Genomic DNA, 17797 nt, shown 5'->3' with positions numbered 1-17797 from the left:
CCTCACGGGGCGTCCGCTGCCCCGGCCGGTGTCGCCCCCGCCGGGGCCGCCCCGGCGTCCGCCGCGCGCGCGTGGCCGACGAAGCGCCACGCCACCGACGGCTGCGCGGCCCAGTGCGTGTGCAGGTAACTGGCGTGCACACCCCCCTGCACGAAGCCCTCGACCCGGCGCTCGGGATGCGTGAACCCCCACGCGGGCGCGGCCCCGGCGCCCGGCTCGATCACCGTGCGGTGGAACTCGTGCCCGCGCAGCCGGGTCCCGGCCCGCGCCAGCGGGCTGTCCGAGACCGCCACCGCCTCGCGGTAGCCGAGGGTGAGCCGGTCCGACATCCGCGCGTCGGCGTTCAGTACCCCGCACATCGGCTTGCCGTCCAGCGAACCCGCCAGGTAGAGCAGCCCGGCGCACTCGGCGGCGACCGGGGCCCCCGACGCGGCGAACGCGGACACCGCGGCGCGCAGCGGGGCGTTCGCCGACAGCTCCGGCGCGTACATCTCGGGGAAACCGCCGCCGATGACCAGTCCTGCGGTGCCCGCGGGCAGCGCCTCGTCCCGCAGCGGGTCGAAGGTGACGACCTCCGCCCCGGCGGCGGTCAGCAGCTCCGCGTGTTCGGCGTAGGAGAAGGTGAAGGCGGGCCCGCCCGCCACGGCGACGACCGGCCGCCGCCCGGTGGCGGCCCCGGTCGGCTCCTCCGGGTCCCGGGCCGGGTTCCGCGCCGGGTCCCACGGCTCGACCTCCAGCGGCGGCGCGGTCCGGGCCAGCGCCATCAGCGCCTCCAGATCGCAGCCCGCCCGCACCTGATCGGCCAGCGCCGCCACCGAGGCCAGCGCGTCCGCCCGGCGCTCGGCGACCGGGACCAGCCCCAGGTGCCGCGAGGGCGCCGCGACCTGCGGCACCCGGCGCAGCACGCCGAGCACCGGCATCCCGGCCTCCTCCAGCGCCTCCCGGAGCATCACCTCGTGCCGGTCGGAGCCCACCTTGTTCAGGATCACGCCCCCGATCCGCACCTGCGGATCGAAGGACGCGAAGCCGTGCGCGAGCGCCGCGACCGACCGGGACTGCGAGGACGCGTCCACCACGAGCACCACCGGCGCCCGCAGCAGCTTCGCGACCTGCGCGGTCGAGGCGAGTTCGCCCCGCCCGGCGGCCCCGTCGTAGAGGCCCATCACGCCCTCGACCACGGCGAGGTCACAGCCCGCCGAGCCGTGCGCGAACAGCGGGCCGATCAGGTCCGTCCCGGACATGAAGGAGTCCAGGTTGCGCCCCGGGCGGCCGGTGGCCAGGGCGTGGTAGCCCGGGTCGATGTAGTCGGGCCCGGCCTTGTGCGGGGACACGGCGAGACCGCGCTGCGTGAAGGCCGCCATCAGGCCCGTCGCGACGGTGGTCTTGCCGCTGCCGGAGGACGGCGCGGCGATCACCAGGCGCGGGACGGTCACGGACGTCACCACTCGATGCCTCTCTGGCCCTTCTGGCCGGTGTCCATGGGGTGCTTGACCTTGGTCATCTCGGTGACCAGGTCGGCGAACTCCACGAGCTTCTCGGGGGCGTTGCGGCCGGTGATGACCACGTGCTGGGTTCCGGGACGGCCGCGCAGCACCTCGATCACCTCGTCCACATCGATCCATCCCCAGTGCAGCGCGTACGTGAACTCGTCCAGGACGTACAGAGTGTGCGTCTGCGCGGCCAGGTCGCGCTTGACTTGCTCCCAACCCTCCTTGGCCGCCTGCTCGTTGTCGAGCTGCGCGTCGCGCTGGACCCAGGACCAGCCCTCGCCCATCTTGTGCCAGACGACCGGGCCGCCCTTGCCGGTCTCGCCGAGGGCCTTGAGCGCGTTCTCCTCGCCGACCTTCCACTTCGCCGACTTGACGAACTGGAACACCCCGACCGGCCAGCCCTGGTTCCAGGCGCGCAGCGCCAGCCCGAAGGCGGCCGTCGACTTGCCCTTGCCGGGGCCGGTGTGGACGAAGACCAGCGGGCGGTTGCGGCGCTGACGCGTGGTGAGTCCGTCGTCGGGGACGACGGACGGCTGTCCTTGGGGCATTAGGCGGCCTTCCTGAGAGTCGCGGATGAGGTACGTACGTTCTTCACGAGCCCGGCCAGCGAATCGGCCCGCAGCCCGTCGAGGGTCACGGCGGGCCCGCCCAGGTCGGCGGCCAGCACCCCGGCCAGGCCCAGCCGGACCGGACCCGACTCGCAGTCCACGACCACCGAGGCGACGTGCTCGCCCTGGAGCAGCAGCGCGGCCCGGCGCGCGAGCGCCCGGGCGTCACCGCCCGCCGGACCCGCCGAGGTGGCGCGGCCGTCGGTGACGACCACCAGCAGCGGGCGGCGCGACGGATCGCGCAGCCGCTCGATCCGCAGCACCTCGTGGGCCTTGAGCAGCCCCGCGGCCAGCGGGGTGCGCCCGCCGGTCGGCAGCTGCTCCAGCCGGGCCGCCGCCGCGTCCACCGAGGAGGTGGGCGGCAGCGCCAGCTCGGCGCCGGTGCCGCGGAAGGTGATCAGGCCGACCTTGTCGCGCCGCTGGTAGGCGTCCAGGAGCAGGGACAGGACCGCGCCCTTGACCGCGCCCATCCGCTTGCGGGCCGCCATCGAGCCCGAGGCGTCGACGACGAACAGCACGAGGTTGCCCTCGCGGCCCTCCCGGGTCGCCTGGCGCAGGTCGTCCCCGCGCACGACCAGGCCGCGGCCGGTGCGCCCGCGGGCCAGCTGGTGCGGGGCGGCCGCCTGGATGGTCGCCGCGAGGTGCAGCTTGGTCAGCTGGCCCCGGGGGCGCTGCGCGCCGGTCGTGCGCCCGTGCGCGGTACGGGCCCGCGAGCGCCGTCCGGACGCGCCCTCGCCGAGCCCCGGGACGCTGAGCATCTTGGTCCGGAACGGGTCGGCGGCCCGCACGGCGGCCTGGGTGGGAGCCTCGGCCGCGTCGGCGCGGGCCGGGGCGGGCTCGGGAGCCCCCTCGGCCTCCGCCGGGTCTGGGGTGCCGCCGTCCGGCTCCGGAGCGGACTCCGGCGCCGGATCCTGGCCGTGCCCCTGCGGCGGCAGCCCGCCGCCGTCCGGTCCGCCGTCGGGCCCGCCGTCCGGTCCGCCCTCAGGTCCGCCGTCGTCCGGACCCTCCGGCTCCGGTTCGGGCTCCGGGTCGGGCTCGGGCTCCTCGTCCGGGAAGGAGTCGAGGATCTCGTCCAGCTTGTCCTCGTCCAGCCCCGGCGCGTCGAAGGGGTTGCGCCGCCGCCGGTGCGGCAGCGCCAGCAGAGCGGCCTGCCGCACGTCCTCCTTGCGGACGTCCGTCCGCCCGGCCCAGGCCGCCAGTGCGGTGGCGGTGCGCGCCATCACGATGTCGGCCCGCATCCCGTCCACCTCGAAGGCGGCGCAGGTCGCGGCGATCTGCATCAGCGCGCCGTCCCCGAGCACCACCCGGCCCAGCAGGGCACGTGCCGCGACCACGCGGTCCCGTACGTCCGCCTCGTCGACGGCCCAGCGCGCGGCGAAGGCCGCGGAGTCGTCCTCGTACGCGAGCCGGCGGCGCACCACCTCGACGCGCTGCGCGGGCTCGCGGGAGGCGGCGACCTCGACGGTCAGCCCGAACCGGTCCAGCAGCTGCGGCCGCAGCTCGCCCTCCTCCGGGTTCATCGTGCCGACGAGCAGGAAACGGGCCGCGTGCCGGACGGAGACGCCCTCGCGCTCGACGTAGGAGGCGCCCATCGCGGCGGCGTCGAGGAGCAGGTCGATGAGGTGGTCGTGCAGCAGGTTGACCTCGTCGACGTAGAGGATCCCGCGGTGCGCGTCGGCCAGCAGGCCCGGCTCGAAGGCCTTCACGCCCTCGGACAGGGCGCGTTCGATGTCGAGCGCCCCCACGAGGCGGTCCTCGGAGGCGCCGACCGGCAGCTCCACCATCCGCGCGGGCCGCGCGGCCCGGCCGCCCGCCTCGTGCGGGCCGTCGGGGCAGGCCGGGTCCGGGGCGGTGGGCGCGCAGCTGAACCGGCAGCCGGGGACGACGTCCACCTGCGGCAGCAGCGCGGACAGCGCGCGCACGGCGGTGGACTTGGCGGTCCCCTTCTCGCCGCGCACGAGCACGCCGCCGACCGCGGGGCTCACCGCGTTGAGCAGCAGCGCGAGGCGCAGGTCGGCCTGGCCGACCAGTGCGGTGAACGGGTAGGGCGTGCTCATGCGTTGCTCACTCCTTCGAAGGTGCGGACCATTGCCGGGGCTCCGCCCCGGACCCCGCGCCTCAAACGCCGGCGGGGCTGGAGGATTTCAGCCCGTCCGGCGTTTGAGGACCGGGTCTGGGCAGAGCCCAGTTTCGGGAACGCCCGGGCCGCGGTCACGGCGCACCCGGGGGGAGGAACGGGAGCCCCGCCGGAGCCCCGCCCTCGATCAGCCGCAGCAGCGCCCCGGTATCCGCGTGCTCCTCGATCAGATCGCCCAGCAGATCCAGCTGTTCCTCCCGCAGCGCCCCGAACGACGTGTCCGCCGCCGGAACGAACCGCCGCCCCGCCGCCGCCGCGACCTCCCGCAGGAAGGCCCGCCGGAAGCCGTCGCTCTCCAGCGACCCGTGCCAGTGCGTGCCCCACACCTCACCGACGCGGCAGCCGTCCAGGAAGGGGATCCCGCCCCGCACGTCGGCCACCCCGTGGTGGATCTCGTACCCCTCGACGCTCTCGCCGAGCGCGTGCCCGCTCGGCCGCGCGAGGGTCTTCTCCCGCGCGAAGCGGACGCGCACGGGCAGCAGCCCCAGCCCGTCGACGACCCCGGCCCGGGATTCGACGTCGTCCTCGATGGTCTCGCCCAGCACCTGGAAGCCGCCGCAGATGCCCAGCACCGGGCGTCCCTCGGCGGCCCGCCGCGCCAGCGCGTCGGCGAGCCCGCGCTCGCGCAGCCAGGCCAGCGCCTTCACGGTGCCGCGGGTGCCGGGTACGACGACCAGGTCGGCGTCGGCCAGTTCCTCGGCCCGGTCCACGAACCGGACCACGACGCCCGGTTCGGCGGCCAGCGCGTCGACGTCGGTGAAGTTCGACATGAGCGGCACCGCGCACACCGCGACCCGCAGCACGTCCTCCCCGACGGGCGGGGCGACCACGGATTCCCGTACGGCGCCGCGCAGCGAGACGCGCAGGCCGTCCTCCTCGTCGATGCCGAGCCCGTGCTGGAAGGGCAGCACCCCGTACGTCGCGCGCCCCGTCAGGCCCCGCAGCATCTCCATGCCGGGTTCCAGCAGGGACACGTCACCGCGGAACTTGTTGACCAGGTAGCCCGCGATCAGCGACTGGTCCTCGGGGGACAGCAGCGCCGTCGTACCGAAGAAGGAGGCGAAGACCCCGCCGCGGTCGATGTCGCCGACCACGACCACCGGGAAGCGCGCGGCCCGCGCGATGCCCATGTTCACGATGTCCGTACGCCGCAGGTTGATCTCGGCCGGACTGCCCGCCCCCTCGCAGATCACGGCGTCATACGTGCCCCGCAGCTGCTCCAGACAGTCCGTGACGATGCCGAGCAACTGCTCCTGCCTGCCCCCGTGGTAGCCACGGGCGCTCATCTCGCCCACCGGCTTGCCCAGCAGCACCACCTGGCTGCTCTGGTCACTGCCGGGCTTGAGCAGCACCGGGTTCATCAGCGCGGTCGGTTCGACCTTCGCCGCCTGGGCCTGCATCGCCTGGGCGCGGCCGATCTCGGCGCCCTCCAGGGTGACGAAGGAGTTCAGGGACATGTTCTGGGCCTTGAAGGGGGCCACCTTCACGCCCTGGCGGGCCAGCCAGCGGCAGATGCCCGCCGTGACCACGCTCTTGCCCGCGTCGGAGGTGGTGCCGGCGACCAGGAGTCCGCCGCCGCGCCGTGCGCCGCTCATGCGCGTCCCTTCGTAGTACGACCTGACGTGCGACGACCTGACGTGCACTGTGACAACAGGAACCGCAGCGACACACACGCCCCGAGGGAGATCCAGGTGACCCGGCGCGACAGCCGGACGGCCCGCTCGATGTCCGCGACCTCGACCGGGCGGCCCGCGGCCCCGTTCAGCACGGCCCGGTGCTCCACGCGCCCGGCGTACGCCAGGGTGCCGCCGAGGCGGACCCCGAGCGCCCCCGCGAAGGAGGCCTCCACCGGTCCGGCGTTCGGGCTGGGGTGGGCGGCCGCGTCCGCGCGCCAGGCCCGTACGGCGCCCCACCGGTCGGGTCCGGCCAGTACGGCGGCCAGCGCGGTCAGCCGCGCGCCCGGCCAGCCCGCGACGTCGTCGAGCCGGGCCGAGGCCCAGCCGTAGCGCAGGTGGCGGGGGGACTTGTGGCCGACCATCGCGTCCAGGGTGTTCACGGCGCGGAAGCCCAGCAGCCCGGGCACCCCCGCCAGCGCGCCCCAGACCAGGGCGCCGACGACGGCGTCGGAGGTGTTCTCGGCGACGGACTCCACGACGGCGCGGGCGATCTGCTGTTCGTCCAGGGCCTGCGGGTCGCGCCCGCACAGGTGGGGCAGCCGCTCGCGGGCCACCTCGGTGTCCCCGGCGGCCAGCGCGCCCCCGATGGCCCGGGCCTCCCGGCCCAGCGAGGTGCCGCCGACCACCGCCCAGGTGGCGGCCGCGGTCAGGGCGATACGGGCGGCGGCGGGCCGGGAGCGCACGGCGCGGGCGCCGAGCGCGCCGATGGCGGCCGCGCCCCCGGCGCACACCAGGGCGTGCACGGCTCCCCGGGCCCGGCTGTCGCCCCACAGGGCTCGTTCGACGGCGGCGGCGGTCTTTCCGAAGGCGGCGACGGGATGGCCGCGGCGCGGATCACCGAGGATCCGGTCGCCGATCAGGCCGGCCGTCGCGCCGTACGCGAAAACGCGATCGGCACGCATGGGGCAGGTGGGTCCTCACTCAGGGTCCGCGCCCTGGTTCGACGTGTCCGGTGGCGAGAGTTCCTGGCTTCCGGGAGCCTGTGGCTCCCGGTGACAGTGGCGGGACCGCGCCGGATTCGCACCGGACTTCCTCTTCATGCCGCCGTATTGGCTCCGGCAGTCCACCACGCACCGCGAACGCCCGTCAACTTGCCGTTGACCTGCGAAAGCTCCCCCCGGCATTGGGCCGGAGGGAGCTTTCGGACGTGCGGTGCCGCTGAGGTGCCGGTGGGGCGCGCGGGCGCGCCCCCGTGCCGTCAGCTGACGATCAGGTAGATCGCGTAGCCGACGGCCACCGCGCACAGTGCGAAGCAGGCGTAGGCGCCGGTGCGCGCCAGGTGGGCGGCGCCGCCCTGGCCCGTCGCGGTCTCGTGCTTCGACAGGCCCACGATGCCCAGGGTGAACAGGGTCACGAGGGCGACGGTCGCGGAGAGGCTGACGCCGAACACGGAGCCGAGTGCTGCCCAGTCGATCTTCATACTGCCGATTCCTCTGTGGGTCAGACCGCGGCGGCGGGAGCCGCCGGTGCCGGGGGAGCGGCCGGGGTCGGGGTCGGGATGGTCGCCTTGAAGGCCTCGTCCGTGACCGCGGCGGTGCTGCCCGCGACCGGCGGGACGGCGACGGCGGCGATCGCGGTGGTGACCACGCCCGGCGCCTCGGCGGCGGTGTCCGCCACCTCGTTCACGTTGGTGTGGTCGACGACCTGGCGGCGCGAGATCAGCCAGATGGCGACGATCGAGCCGACGAGGAAGAGCGCGACGGCGGCCACGCCGACGTCACCGGTGCGCATGACCAGCTCGGCGCCCGCGGACACCAGTGCGGCGGCCGGCAGGGTCAGGCCCCAGGCGATGAACATCCGGGAGGCGGTGGACCAGCGGACCACGCCGCCCTTGCGGCCCAGACCCGCGCCCATCACCGCGCCGGAGCAGGCGTGGGTGGTGGAGAGGGAGAAGCCGAGGCTGGAGGAGGCCAGGATGACGCTCGCGGCCGAGGTCTGGGCGGCGAAGCCCTGCTGCGGCTGGAGGTCGGTCAGGCCGCTGCCCATGGTGCGGATGATGCGCCAGCCGCCGAGGTAGGTGCCCATCGCGATCGCCATGCCGGCGGAGACGATGACCCAGACCGGCGGGTTGGAGCCGGGCGCGAGGGCGCCGCCGGCGACCAGCGCCAGGGTGATGATGCCCATGGTCTTCTGCGCGTCGTTGGTGCCGTGCGCGAGGGAGACGAGTCCGGCCGAGGCGATCTGACCGGCCTTGTAGCCCTTGGCCGAGGTCTTCGCGTCGACGTTCGCGCCCAGCTTGTACGTGAGCCTGGAGGCGAGCATCGCGGCCACACCGGCCACGATCGGCGCGGCGACCGCGGGGAGCAGCACCTTGGTGACGAGCGTGCCGCCGTTGACGGCGCCGAGGCCGGCAGAGGCGACGGCCGCGCCGACCAGGCCGCCCATCAGGGCGTGCGAGGAGCTGGACGGCAGGCCGACCAGCCAGGTGACGAGGTTCCAGAGGATCGCGCCGACGAGCGCGGCGAAGATGACCTCCGGCTGGATGCCTTCCTCGTTGACCAGGCCCTTGGAGATCGTCTTGGCGACCTCCACGGACATGAACGCGCCGACGAGGTTCAGCACGGCGGACATGGCCACCGCCGTCTTGGGCTTGAGTGCGCCGGTCGAGATGGTGGTGGCCATCGCGTTGGCCGTGTCGTGGAAACCGTTCGTGAAGTCGAACACGAGAGCGGTGATGATCACGATCCCGAGGAGAAGCGTTACGTGCTCCATTTACCCAGGCTTCTGTTTGACGTCAGTGGCACGCCGACCGTAGGCAACCTGGGTGAACGGAAGATGAACTGAAACGGGCGGAGCGGTGTACCAGGTCAGGGCTGGTTTGGGACCCTCGTCCCCATTGATTCATGGATATATCGATTCGCGCACGTCAGGGGCTGGTCGACAACCGGCCGAACGGGGGTCTTTCGGCCCACCGAACCGCCCGCCGGGACCCCCGGAGGAGACCCAGATCACCCTCTCCTGCCGTCTTTTGCCGCCGCCGGAGCGATCCGCTCCGCTGGCCGGGGCGACCCGGCCGTCCGACACTGGAGCGGTGCGCTCCGCAACGACGACGGCCAGGACCGTCACCGCCACCCTCACCGCCGCCGCAGGCCTGGCCGCGGCCGCCGGAGTGGCCGCGGTCGCCGCCGCCCGGTACGCCGCCGACGGCGCCCTGCGGGGCGAGCCCGGCCGCCCGCTGCCCGGCGGCCCCCGGCTCAGCGTCCACTCCACCGCCGAGGACCGGATCACCCTCACCCGGTCGCTGGCCTCCCTGTGGCCCGGCACCTACGCGCTGGCCGCGCCCGGGGTGCACGCGGTCGTCGGCGCGGTCCTGCCCGACGCCCCGCACGACCCCGACACCGTCGTCCGGCGCCTCGTCGGGGTCACCCACGGCGCCCTGGAGCACGGCACCCGGGTCCGGCTGACCCCGCAGATCCACCTGGGCAACCCGCGCACCGCCCTCGGGCTCGACCACGCCGACGTGGACGTCCCGGGCGAGCTGGGCGCGCTGCCGGCCTGGTTCGTGCCGGCCGCCCGCGACACCTGGGTGATCACCGTGCACGGGCTCGGCGCCACCCGGGAACACCCGATGGTGGTCATGCCCTTCCTGAACCACCACCGCCTCCCGGTCCTCGACCTCGCCTACCGCGGCGACCTCGGCGCCCCCGCCCCGCCCGACGGCCTCGGTCACCTCGGCGCCTCCGAGTGGCGCGACCTGGACGCGGCCATCCGCTACGCGCTCCGCTTCGGTGCCCGCCGGGTCGTCCTCCACGGGTGGTCCACCGGCGCCACCATGGCCCTGCACGCCGCCGAACGCTCCGCGCTCGCCGACCGCATCTGCGGCCTCGTCCTCGACTCCCCGGTGCTGGACTGGCGCACCACCCTCGGGCGGCTCGCCGCCGCCCGGGGCACCCCCGCCGCGCTGCTTCCGCTCGCCGTCCGGGCCGCCGAGGGGCGCACCGGGCTCCGGGCCGACCGGCAGCCCCCGGGCGTCGATCCGGCGGCGGTGCGCGTGCCCGTACTGATCTTCCACGGGCCCGACGACACCCTCGCCCCCTGGGAACCCTCGCGCCGCCTCGCCGAGGCCCGGCCCGACCTCGTCACCCTGCGGACCGTCCGCGACGCCCCGCACGGGGCGATGTGGAACGCGGATCCGGCCGGCTACGAGGAAGCCCTGCGCAGGTTCCTGACCCCTCTTATGTAGCCACCGTGACGTGAAGGCCGGTTCGTCCCGTTATCACCCACCGGCCTTCGGCGGCAACGGCCGGTTCCGTTTGGGCTTTCGGGCGGTGACGAGCGAGACTGCTTCCGTGACGTCCCGAAAGCCTGATGAGCAGTTGGCTCGCGACTCCAGACTCCGACTCGTCTCTCCGCGCTCCGTCGCCACGGCCCGCAAGGCAGTGACGGACCGGAGCACCCGGCCGGCCCCCCGGCCCCCGGCGGGCACCCCCGCCGCGCCCGACCTCGCGAACCGGGCCCGCGCCTCGCTGGCCGACGCCGTACGCCTGGCCCGCTGGGCCGAGCACCACCTCGGCGTCGCGGACGGGTCCCGGCCCGCCCCGGCGGGCGCGCTGGCCGCCGCCGACGTCGAACGGGCCGCCCGGCAGCTGGGTCTGACGCACGGCCAGATCCAGGTCGGCTGGGACCGCGCCCGGCTCGCCGGCCTCGTCGAGGTGCACGGCGGCCACGCCCGCCCCGGCTGGCGGCTGCGCGCCTGGGACCGCGACGACACCGCCGTCCTGCGCGGCTGGGTCGCCCTCTTCGACGCCTGGTCGCTCGTCCACCCGGCCCCCGCCGACATCGCCCCCTCGGCCGTCGCCGAAGTGGTCGAGTCGATGCCCCAGGTGCTGTCCCTGCTCCAGCTCTCCGCCGGTCCGGTCACCGTCCCCGCACTGCTGGACCTGCTCGGCCAGCGCGTCGTCGAACTGCGCGACGAACGCTGCGAAGTCCCCTACGACGCCCCCGCGTCCGACCCCGGCGCGACCGTGTCCGACGCTGGCGTCGCCCCGGCCGCCGCCGAGCGGCCCGTCCCGCTGGCCCGCCTGCTGCGCTGGGCCCTCGGCGGCCTGGCCGCCGTGGACGCCGTCACCCTCGGCCCCGCCATGGCCGCGCTCACCCCGCTCGGCAGCTGGGCGGTCTGGGTCAAGCTGGAGCAGATCTGCGTGGCCGCCCAGAGCCCCGCGGGGAACATCGAGCAGTCCGCCGCGGCCATGCTGCACGGCTGCGCCCGGCTCACCCCCGGCCCGGCCCGCGCCGAATACCAGGCCTGGCTCGCCGCCCGGCCCGTCGGCCACGCCGTCAGCGAGCTGCTGCACGCCGCCCGCGGGGAGGACGCCCTGCTGCGCGGCCTGGCCTTCGAAGCGCTGCGCGTCGTCGGAGCCCCGGCCGAGCCCGAGGTCCGCGCCGCGGCCCGCGAGGCCGCGCTGCGGCCCTACGCCCTGCTCTGGCTCGCCGAGCACGACGGGGTGGACCCCGACGAGGCCCAGGACGTGCTCACCCGCGAGGAGTCGACCTGGCTGTGGGTCGACACCGCGGCCGCCATCGCCGACCACGGCGAGGCGGAGCTGCTGGCCCGCCACCTCGACTCGGCCGTGCGCACCACCGTGCCCCGGCTGCTGGACGAGGTCCGCGCGGTCGGCCACCCGCGCACCGTGCAGGTGCTCGTGGCCCTGGCCGCCGCGCACCCCGACCCGGCCCTGGCCAAGGCGATGCGCCGGGCCGCCTTCCAGGTGCACACCGGCGGGGTCTGAGCCGGCACACGCACGGGCGGACGCGCCGCAGGGTCAGGGGGTGTCTTGTGGATCAGGCCGGATCAGGGAGCGGCGTCTGGTGCCGTGCATCGCAAGGCGGAGGAGGGAGTCAATGCGGAGCATTGGCGACCGACGACAACGCGGCGAGGTGCGGTGCCAGGCGCCGCGAGCCCGGCGTGATCCACAAGACACCCCCTAAACCTGCGGCGCGTACGTCCCGAAGCTCCAGATGTTGCCCTCGCCGTCGCGCGCCATGTAGTCCCGCGACCCGTAGTCCTGGTCGGTCGGCGGCATCAGGACCTCCACCCCGTGCTCCACGGCCCGGCGGTGGTGCGCGTCCACGTCCTCGACCACGATGTACACCCCGCTCGGACCGGCCTCGGCCATGGCCGAGTCGAAGACCCCGCCCCGGCCCTTGCTGCCCAGCATCACCATGCCGTTGCCGTACGCCAGCTCGGCGTGCATGACCGCGCCGTCCTCACCCTCGTACACCGCGGCCTGGGTGAAGCCGAAGGCCTCCGTCAGCTGCTTGATGGCGGCCTGGGCATCGCGGTAGAGCAGCGTCGGAAAGATGGTCGGAACGCCTGCCATGGCGATCACTCCCTCTCGTGAAGATGACCCGTGTGACCCGGACCACAAGTCTCGCAGGCGGGTGTGACAGTCAGGGGGTCTGACATTCAAGGGGTTCGGCAGTCAGCGGAAGGTGTTGCACTGGGCCATGTCGCCCGTCCGGTAGCCCTGGTAGAACCACTGCTGGCGCTGCTCGGCGCTGCCGTGCGTCCAGGACTCCGGGGTCACCCGGCTCTGGAACTTCTCCTGGATCCGGTCGTCGCCGACCGCCGCCGCCGCGTCGAGCCCGTCCTTGATGTCCTGCTCGGTCAGGCTGGTGATCAGCGGCCGCCCGGTGGCCTTGTCCGGGGTCCGGGTGGCGTTGTGCGCCCACACCCCGGCGTAGCAGTCGGCCTGCAGCTCCACCTTGACCGCGTTGCTGTTCGCGCCCTGCCGTCCGTCCTGGGCCTTCTGCAGGGTGCCGGTCAGGTTCTGGATGTGGTGCCCGTACTCGTGGGCGACCACATAGGCCTGGGCGAACGGACCCCCGCTCGCCCCGAACTTCGTCCGCAGTTCGTTGAAGAACCCCAGGTCCAGATAGACCTGCCGGTCACCGGGGCAGTAGAACGGGCCCACCGCCGAGGTGGCCGTCCCGCAGGCGGTGCCCACCTTGCCGGTGAAGAAGACCGTCTGCGCCGGGGTGTACTGCCCGCCGCGGCGGGTGAACTCCTGCTTCCAGAAGTCCTGCGTGCTGTTGACCACCGCGACCAGCCGGCAGTCCTCCCGCGCGTTCGCGTCCCGCCCCGTCTTGCAGGTCTGCTGCACCTGCGCGGCCGACGAGGAGGTCGCGGCGGGCGTCGGACTGCCGTCGGACAGCCCCAGCTGCTCGGGGCCCACGCCGAAGAGCAGCCCCAGGACCAGCGCGATGAAGCCCACGATGCCGCCGCCGACGGTGGCCCGGCCCCCCGGGATGCGACTGCCCCGGACGTCCTTGACCTCGGAAGTGTCCAGATTGGCGTCGTCGTCGAACTGCATCCCGCACGCCCTCTCCTCGTGAAGTGGGGGAGATCACGCCTCCGCCCTGCGGCGAGTATCAACCCCTTCATCCTGGTACGCCCGGTCCCACACCGGCGCCGTACGGGGGCCGAACGGGGGACCCCGGCCGGCGCCCGCCCGAGGGCGGGCGCCCCGCAAAGTGGTTGCGCGCCCCCGGTAGAATGTCTTCTATGGCAAATCTCCTCGCGGATTAGCGGCGTCGAAGCATCGCGTCCCTGCCCCCCTTCCGCCGTCCCCACCGCCCTGGAGTATTTCCGTGATCACCGCCACCGGCGTCGAGCTGCGCGCCGGCGCCCGCGTCCTCATCGAGTCCGCCTCCTTCCGCATCGCCAAGGGCGACCGCATCGGCCTGGTCGGCCGCAACGGAGCGGGCAAGACCACCCTGACCAAGTGCCTGGCCGGGGAGGGCACGCCCGCCGCGGGCTCCATCACCCGCTCCGGCGAGGTCGGCTACCTCCCGCAGGACCCGCGCACCGGCGACCTCGACGTCCTCGCCAGCGACCGGATCCTCTCCGCGCGCGGCCTCGACGTCCTGCTCAAGAAGATGCGCATGAACGAGGAGCGCATCTCCTCCGGCGCCGGCGCCACCCGCGAGAAGGCGATGCGGCAGTACGAGCGCCAGGAGACGGAGTTCCTCACCAAGGGCGGGTACGCCGCCGAGTCCGAGGCCGCGACCATCTCCGCCGCCCTCGGCCTGCCCGACCGGGTGCTCGGCCAGCCCCTGCACACCCTCTCCGGTGGTCAGCGCCGCCGCGTCGAGCTGGCCCGGATCCTCTTCTCGGACGCCGACACCCTGCTCCTCGACGAGCCGACCAACCACCTCGACGCCGACTCCATCGTCTGGCTGCGCGACTACCTCAAGAACTACCGCGGCGGCTTCGTCGTGATCTCCCACGACGTCGACCTGGTCGAGACCGTCGTCAACAAGGTCTTCTACCTGGACGCCAACCGCGCCCAGATCGACGTCTACAACATGGGCTGGAAGCTCTACCAGCAGCAGCGCGAGGCCGACGAGAAGCGCCGCAAGCGCGAGCGCCAGAACGCCGAGAAGAAGGCCGCGGCCCTCAACTCCCAGGCCGACAAGATGCGCGCCAAGGCGACCAAGACCGTCGCCGCGCAGAACATGGCCAAGCGCGCCGACCGGCTGCTCGCCGGCCTGGAGGCCGTCCGCGTCTCCGACAAGGTCGCCAAGCTGCGCTTCCCCGACCCGGCGCCCTGCGGCAAGACCCCGCTGACCGCCGAGGGCCTGTCCAAGTCGTACGGCTCGCTGGAGATCTTCACCGACGTCGACCTCGCCATCGACAAGGGCTCGCGCGTGGTCATCCTCGGCCTCAACGGCGCCGGCAAGACCACCCTGCTGCGCCTGCTGTCGGGCACCGAGAAGCCCGACACCGGCACGGTCGTCCCCGGCCACGGCCTCAAGCTCGGCTACTACGCCCAGGAGCACGAGACCCTGGACCCGGAGCGCACCGTCCTGGAGAACATGCGCTCCTCCGCGCCCGACCTGGACCTGGTCGCCGTCCGCAAGACGCTCGGCTCCTTCCTCTTCTCCGGCGACGACGTCGACAAGCCCGCCGGGGTCCTCTCCGGCGGCGAGAAGACCCGCCTCGCCCTGGCCACCCTGGTCGTGTCCTCGGCGAACGTGCTGCTCCTCGACGAGCCCACCAACAACCTCGACCCGGCCAGCCGCGAGGAGATCCTCGGCGCGCTGCGCACGTACAAGGGCGCCGTCATCCTCGTGACGCACGACGAGGGCGCCGTCGAGGCGCTGGAACCGGAGCGGATCATCCTGCTCCCGGACGGCGTCGAGGACCTGTGGGGCCCGGACTACCGGGACCTGGTCGCGCTGGCCTGACCCGGTCCGGACCGGCCCGGAGCCCGCTCCGGAGCCCGGTCCGGCGCGTTGATCCAGTTCCTTATGGATCATTCGGCCCACGAGTGATCCATCATCTGAGTGAGAACGTCTCGTACCCCCGCACCCTGTACAACGGCCCCGGCCCCGCACTCACCCGAGTGCGGCCGGGGCCCGTTGTTTTTCCCGTGTGGCCCCTGACCTGGAGATTCCCACCCTGGGTCGCCGGGCGTGACGGAGGGCAAGGGGCGGAAGAGAAGATTCCGTTCTGCTCGGGTGTCCACTCCTCGGGAAAAGCGCTCGCGCCGACCTTGCTGAATGGGTGGCCAGGAAGCCCAGGAGGGGTGATCATGAGAAGTCCAGAGCGCACTTCCCATGAGGAGGCACGGGTGGCCGAGACTCTGAAGAAGGGCAGCCGGGTAACCGGCGCCGCGCGCGACAAGCTCGCGGCAGACCTGAAGAAGCAGTACGACTCCGGTGCGAGCATCCGGGCGCTGGCCGAATCAACCGGCCGGTCCTACGGATTCGTCCACCGGATGCTCAGCGAGTCCGGAGTCACACTGCGCGGACGCGGTGGCGCGACGCGCGGAAAGAAGGCGGCTTCGGCCTGAGGCCCCGGCCGCAGGCTTCGGTCCGATCCAGGCCATCCGGCCGGGTTCGAAATCGCTCCTAGAGTTCCTTCGGTGACCCCCGGTCGGCCATCCGGTCGGCTGGGTGGTTACTGTGCAGTCACTTAAGGCCGAGTCCGCGGCCGACTGCACACCGGAGGCATACAGATGGCTCTGCTCGACAAGGACGGCGTACGGCTCACCGTCGACGACACGGTCGCCTCGGTGACACTGACCAATCCGGCCAAGCGAAACGCTCAGTCCCCCGCGCTCTGGCGGGCGTTGGCAGAGGCCGGCCGGTTGTTGCCGGGCACCGTCCGGGTCGTCGTGCTGCGCGGCGAAGGCAAGTCCTTCTCCGCCGGACTCGACCGACAGGCGTTCACGCCCGAAGGCTTCGAGGGCGAGCCGTCCTTCCTGGACCTGGCGCGTGGCTCCGACGAACTGCTGGACGCCACCATCGCCGAGTACCAGGAGGCCTTCACCTGGTGGAGGCGCAACGACATCATTTCCGTCGCCGCGGTGCAAGGTCATGCCATCGGCGCCGGCTTCCAGCTCGCGCTCGGCTGTGACCTGCGCGTCGTCGCGGACGACGTGCAGTTCGCCATGCGCGAGACCAGCCTGGGTCTGGTGCCGGACCTGGCCGGTACGCGGCCGCTGACCGAACTCGTCGGCTACGCCCGCGCGCTGGAGATCTGCGCCACCGGGCGCTTCGTCCACGCGGAGGAAGCCGAGCGGATCGGCCTGGCCAACCTCGTGGTGCCCGGGTCCGAGCTGGACGCCGCCGTGCAGGACCTGGTGGCGGCGCTGGTGGCTCCGCCGCGGGATGCGGTGATCGAGACGAAGGCGCTCCTGCGGGGGGCCTCCGCCCGTACGTACGACGACCAGCGCACCGCCGAACGCGCCGCCCAGTCCCGCCGCCTCCGCGACCTGGCAGGCCTCTCCGACTGAGCCCTTGCCGCTGGCCCATCCCAGCCTGCCCGGCGTTTGAGGGCCCGCCGGAGGCACGAGTACGGCGGACAGTCGCCCTTCGTCCGTCGGCCGGTTGGGCCTCCGGCGGGCCCTCAATCGCCGGGCAGGCTGACTTTGCCGCCCCGGGCGGGCTGCACTTGCCTTGCCGCCGGCCCACCCGGACCATCCCAGCCTGCCCGGCGTTTGAGGGCCCGCCGGAGGCACGAGTGCGGCGGAAAGCCGCCCTTCGTCCGTCGGCCGGTTGGGCCTCCGGCGGGCCCTCAATCGCCGGGCAGGCTGATTTTGCCGCCCCGGGCTGAAGCGGTTGCCCCGGGATCCGGTGGGGGGCTCTTTCGGGGCGACCGGCGTAGTGCCGGCGCGGCGGGGGCGGGGCGCGCTTACCGTGGTCGCAAGTCCGTACGCGCGAAGGGACACGGCGATGAGCGAATCGGCATCCGGATCCGGATCCGCCTCGGGAGGCCCCACCCGGGCTCCGGCCGACCGGGGCCGTACCACCATCGCGGACGGCGTGGTCGAGAAGATCGCGGGGCTGGCCGCCCGCGAGGTGGTCGGCGTCCACGCGATGGGCAGCGGCAGCGGGCTGTCCCGCACCTTCGGCGCGGTCCGCGACCGGGTCCCGGGCGGGGCGAAGGCCTCGGTCAGCCGGGGCGTCAAGGCCGAGGTCGGCGAGGTGCAGACGGCCCTCGACGTGGAGATCGTCGTGGACTACGGCGTGTCGATCCGCGAGGTGGCCCGGGCGGTGCGGGAGAACGTGATCTCGGCCGTGGAGCGGATGACCGGCCTGGAGGTCGTCGAGGTCAACGTCGCGGTCAGCGACGTGAAGCTGCCCGACGAAGAGGACGACGAGCCCGAGTCCCGGCTCCAGTAGGCCCCGGCAGCGAGAGGAACCCGCATGAGCATGGCGGTCGTCGGCCTGGTGGCCGGCATGGCACTGGGGTTCGCCGGGTACTTCGGCGGCTTCGGGGCCTTCCTGCTGGTGGCGGCGCTCGGCGCCGTCGGATTCTTCGTGGGCCGGTTCCTGGACGGGGACCTGGACCCCGGGGACTTCTTCCGCCCCCGTGACCGGGGTTCCCCGCGCGACGGCGACCACGGCGGCGGCCGCCGTGACGACCGGCGCCGGTGA

At 73.8% G+C, this 17797-nt stretch carries 16 protein-coding genes and 1 riboswitch; of the genes, 7 read left to right on the top strand and 9 right to left on the bottom strand.

The genetic code is table 11. From position 1 onward, the window contains the following. Positions 1-2: 2 nt before the first annotated feature. The 7 genes from OHS33_RS08490 to OHS33_RS08460 all read right to left on the bottom strand — a co-directional run bounded on the left by OHS33_RS08490 (position 3) and on the right by OHS33_RS08460 (position 8623). Complete coding sequence (locus OHS33_RS08490; protein WP_330329759.1) at positions 3-1433, bottom strand: cobyrinate a,c-diamide synthase; 1431 nt, start codon at positions 1431-1433, stop codon at positions 3-5. A gap of 5 nt (positions 1434-1438) precedes the next feature. Then, complete coding sequence (gene cobO, locus OHS33_RS08485; RefSeq protein WP_330329758.1) at positions 1439-2038, bottom strand: cob(I)yrinic acid a,c-diamide adenosyltransferase; 600 nt, start codon at positions 2036-2038, stop codon at positions 1439-1441. Then, a complete protein-coding gene (locus OHS33_RS08480) occupies positions 2038-4155 on the bottom strand; it encodes a putative cobaltochelatase (RefSeq protein ID WP_330329757.1) in 2118 nt (705 codons plus the stop codon). Before OHS33_RS08480 ends, cobO begins: the two co-directional genes overlap by 1 nt. A 154-nt stretch (positions 4156-4309) precedes the next feature. Then, positions 4310-5830, bottom strand: coding sequence for a cobyric acid synthase (locus tag OHS33_RS08475; RefSeq protein WP_443065266.1), 1521 nt, complete (start codon positions 5828-5830; stop codon positions 4310-4312). After that, positions 5827-6813, bottom strand: coding sequence for a cobalamin biosynthesis protein (locus tag OHS33_RS08470; RefSeq protein WP_330329756.1), 987 nt, complete (start codon positions 6811-6813; stop codon positions 5827-5829). The genes OHS33_RS08475 and OHS33_RS08470 overlap by 4 nt, the downstream gene beginning before the upstream one ends. Positions 6814-6848: 35 nt before the next feature. Beyond that, a riboswitch (cobalamin riboswitch) is annotated at positions 6849-6994 on the bottom strand. Positions 6995-7109: 115 nt separating this feature from the next. After that, on the bottom strand, positions 7110-7331 hold the full coding sequence (locus OHS33_RS08465; RefSeq protein ID WP_330329755.1) for a hypothetical protein: 222 nt from the start codon (positions 7329-7331) through the stop codon (positions 7110-7112). A gap of 20 nt (positions 7332-7351) precedes the next feature. Further along, on the bottom strand, positions 7352-8623 hold the full coding sequence (locus OHS33_RS08460; protein ID WP_330329754.1) for an inorganic phosphate transporter: 1272 nt from the start codon (positions 8621-8623) through the stop codon (positions 7352-7354). Positions 8624-8942: 319 nt separating this feature from the next. Here OHS33_RS08460 and OHS33_RS08455 point away from each other — a divergent pair, with 319 nt between their 5' ends. Next, a complete protein-coding gene (locus OHS33_RS08455) occupies positions 8943-10094 on the top strand; it encodes an alpha/beta hydrolase family protein (protein WP_330329753.1) in 1152 nt (383 codons plus the stop codon). Positions 10095-10200: 106 nt separating this feature from the next. Beyond that, entirely contained in the window at positions 10201-11640 is a 1440-nt protein-coding gene (locus OHS33_RS08450; RefSeq protein WP_443065265.1) for a hypothetical protein, read from the top strand. Between the two features lie 195 nt (positions 11641-11835). Here the strand turns inward: OHS33_RS08450 and OHS33_RS08445 are convergent, their stop codons facing one another. Together OHS33_RS08445 and ypfJ are read right to left on the bottom strand one after the other, a co-directional pair. Then, complete coding sequence (locus OHS33_RS08445; RefSeq protein WP_330329752.1) at positions 11836-12231, bottom strand: VOC family protein; 396 nt, start codon at positions 12229-12231, stop codon at positions 11836-11838. Between the two features lie 102 nt (positions 12232-12333). Further along, entirely contained in the window at positions 12334-13224 is an 891-nt protein-coding gene (ypfJ, locus tag OHS33_RS08440; RefSeq protein WP_330329751.1) for a KPN_02809 family neutral zinc metallopeptidase, read from the bottom strand. Positions 13225-13501: 277 nt separating this feature from the next. On the opposite strand from ypfJ, the gene OHS33_RS08435 reads away from it, so the two are divergent. From OHS33_RS08435 to OHS33_RS08415, 5 genes are all read left to right on the top strand, one after another. After that, complete coding sequence (locus tag OHS33_RS08435; RefSeq protein ID WP_330329750.1) at positions 13502-15100, top strand: ABC-F family ATP-binding cassette domain-containing protein; 1599 nt, start codon at positions 13502-13504, stop codon at positions 15098-15100. 386 nt (positions 15101-15486) lie between these two features. Then, positions 15487-15708, top strand: coding sequence for a helix-turn-helix domain-containing protein (locus OHS33_RS08430; protein ID WP_329115282.1), 222 nt, complete (start codon positions 15487-15489; stop codon positions 15706-15708). A gap of 165 nt (positions 15709-15873) precedes the next feature. After that, positions 15874-16653: an enoyl-CoA hydratase/isomerase family protein gene (locus OHS33_RS08425; RefSeq protein WP_330329749.1), complete on the top strand. Its 780-nt coding sequence runs from the start codon at positions 15874-15876 to the stop codon at positions 16651-16653. A 439-nt stretch (positions 16654-17092) separates the two neighbouring features. Then, a complete protein-coding gene (locus OHS33_RS08420; RefSeq protein WP_330329748.1) occupies positions 17093-17542 on the top strand; it encodes an Asp23/Gls24 family envelope stress response protein in 450 nt (149 codons plus the stop codon). A 24-nt stretch (positions 17543-17566) separates the two neighbouring features. Continuing rightward, positions 17567-17797, top strand: a complete 231-nt coding sequence (locus OHS33_RS08415; protein ID WP_330329747.1) for a hypothetical protein — start codon at positions 17567-17569, stop codon at positions 17795-17797.

Origin of the sequence: Streptomyces sp. NBC_00536 (assembly GCF_036346295.1) — a bacterium.
Taxonomy (GTDB): domain Bacteria; phylum Actinomycetota; class Actinomycetes; order Streptomycetales; family Streptomycetaceae; genus Streptomyces.
The sequence above is the reverse complement of the archived record's forward strand: the minus strand, read 5'-3'. Positions and strand labels throughout refer to the sequence as shown.

What these genes read in the sequence shown, in the direction of transcription:
- cobO (WP_330329758.1), bottom strand. Translation starts at nt 2,038, where the DNA reads ATGCCCCAAGGACAGCCGTCCGTCGTCCCCGACGACGGACTCACCACG.
- OHS33_RS08480 (WP_330329757.1), bottom strand. Translation starts at nt 4,155, where the DNA reads ATGAGCACGCCCTACCCGTTCACCGCACTGGTCGGCCAGGCCGACCTG.
- OHS33_RS08475 (WP_443065266.1), bottom strand. Translation starts at nt 5,830, where the DNA reads ATGAGCGGCGCACGGCGCGGCGGCGGACTCCTGGTCGCCGGCACCACC.
- OHS33_RS08470 (WP_330329756.1), bottom strand. Translation starts at nt 6,813, where the DNA reads ATGCGTGCCGATCGCGTTTTCGCGTACGGCGCGACGGCCGGCCTGATC.
- OHS33_RS08465 (WP_330329755.1), bottom strand. Translation starts at nt 7,331, where the DNA reads ATGAAGATCGACTGGGCAGCACTCGGCTCCGTGTTCGGCGTCAGCCTC.
- OHS33_RS08460 (WP_330329754.1), bottom strand. Translation starts at nt 8,623, where the DNA reads ATGGAGCACGTAACGCTTCTCCTCGGGATCGTGATCATCACCGCTCTC.
- OHS33_RS08445 (WP_330329752.1), bottom strand. Translation starts at nt 12,231, where the DNA reads ATGGCAGGCGTTCCGACCATCTTTCCGACGCTGCTCTACCGCGATGCC.
- ypfJ (WP_330329751.1), bottom strand. Translation starts at nt 13,224, where the DNA reads ATGCAGTTCGACGACGACGCCAATCTGGACACTTCCGAGGTCAAGGAC.
- OHS33_RS08425 (WP_330329749.1), top strand. Translation starts at nt 15,874, where the DNA reads ATGGCTCTGCTCGACAAGGACGGCGTACGGCTCACCGTCGACGACACG.
- OHS33_RS08420 (WP_330329748.1), top strand. Translation starts at nt 17,093, where the DNA reads ATGAGCGAATCGGCATCCGGATCCGGATCCGCCTCGGGAGGCCCCACC.
- OHS33_RS08415 (WP_330329747.1), top strand. Translation starts at nt 17,567, where the DNA reads ATGAGCATGGCGGTCGTCGGCCTGGTGGCCGGCATGGCACTGGGGTTC.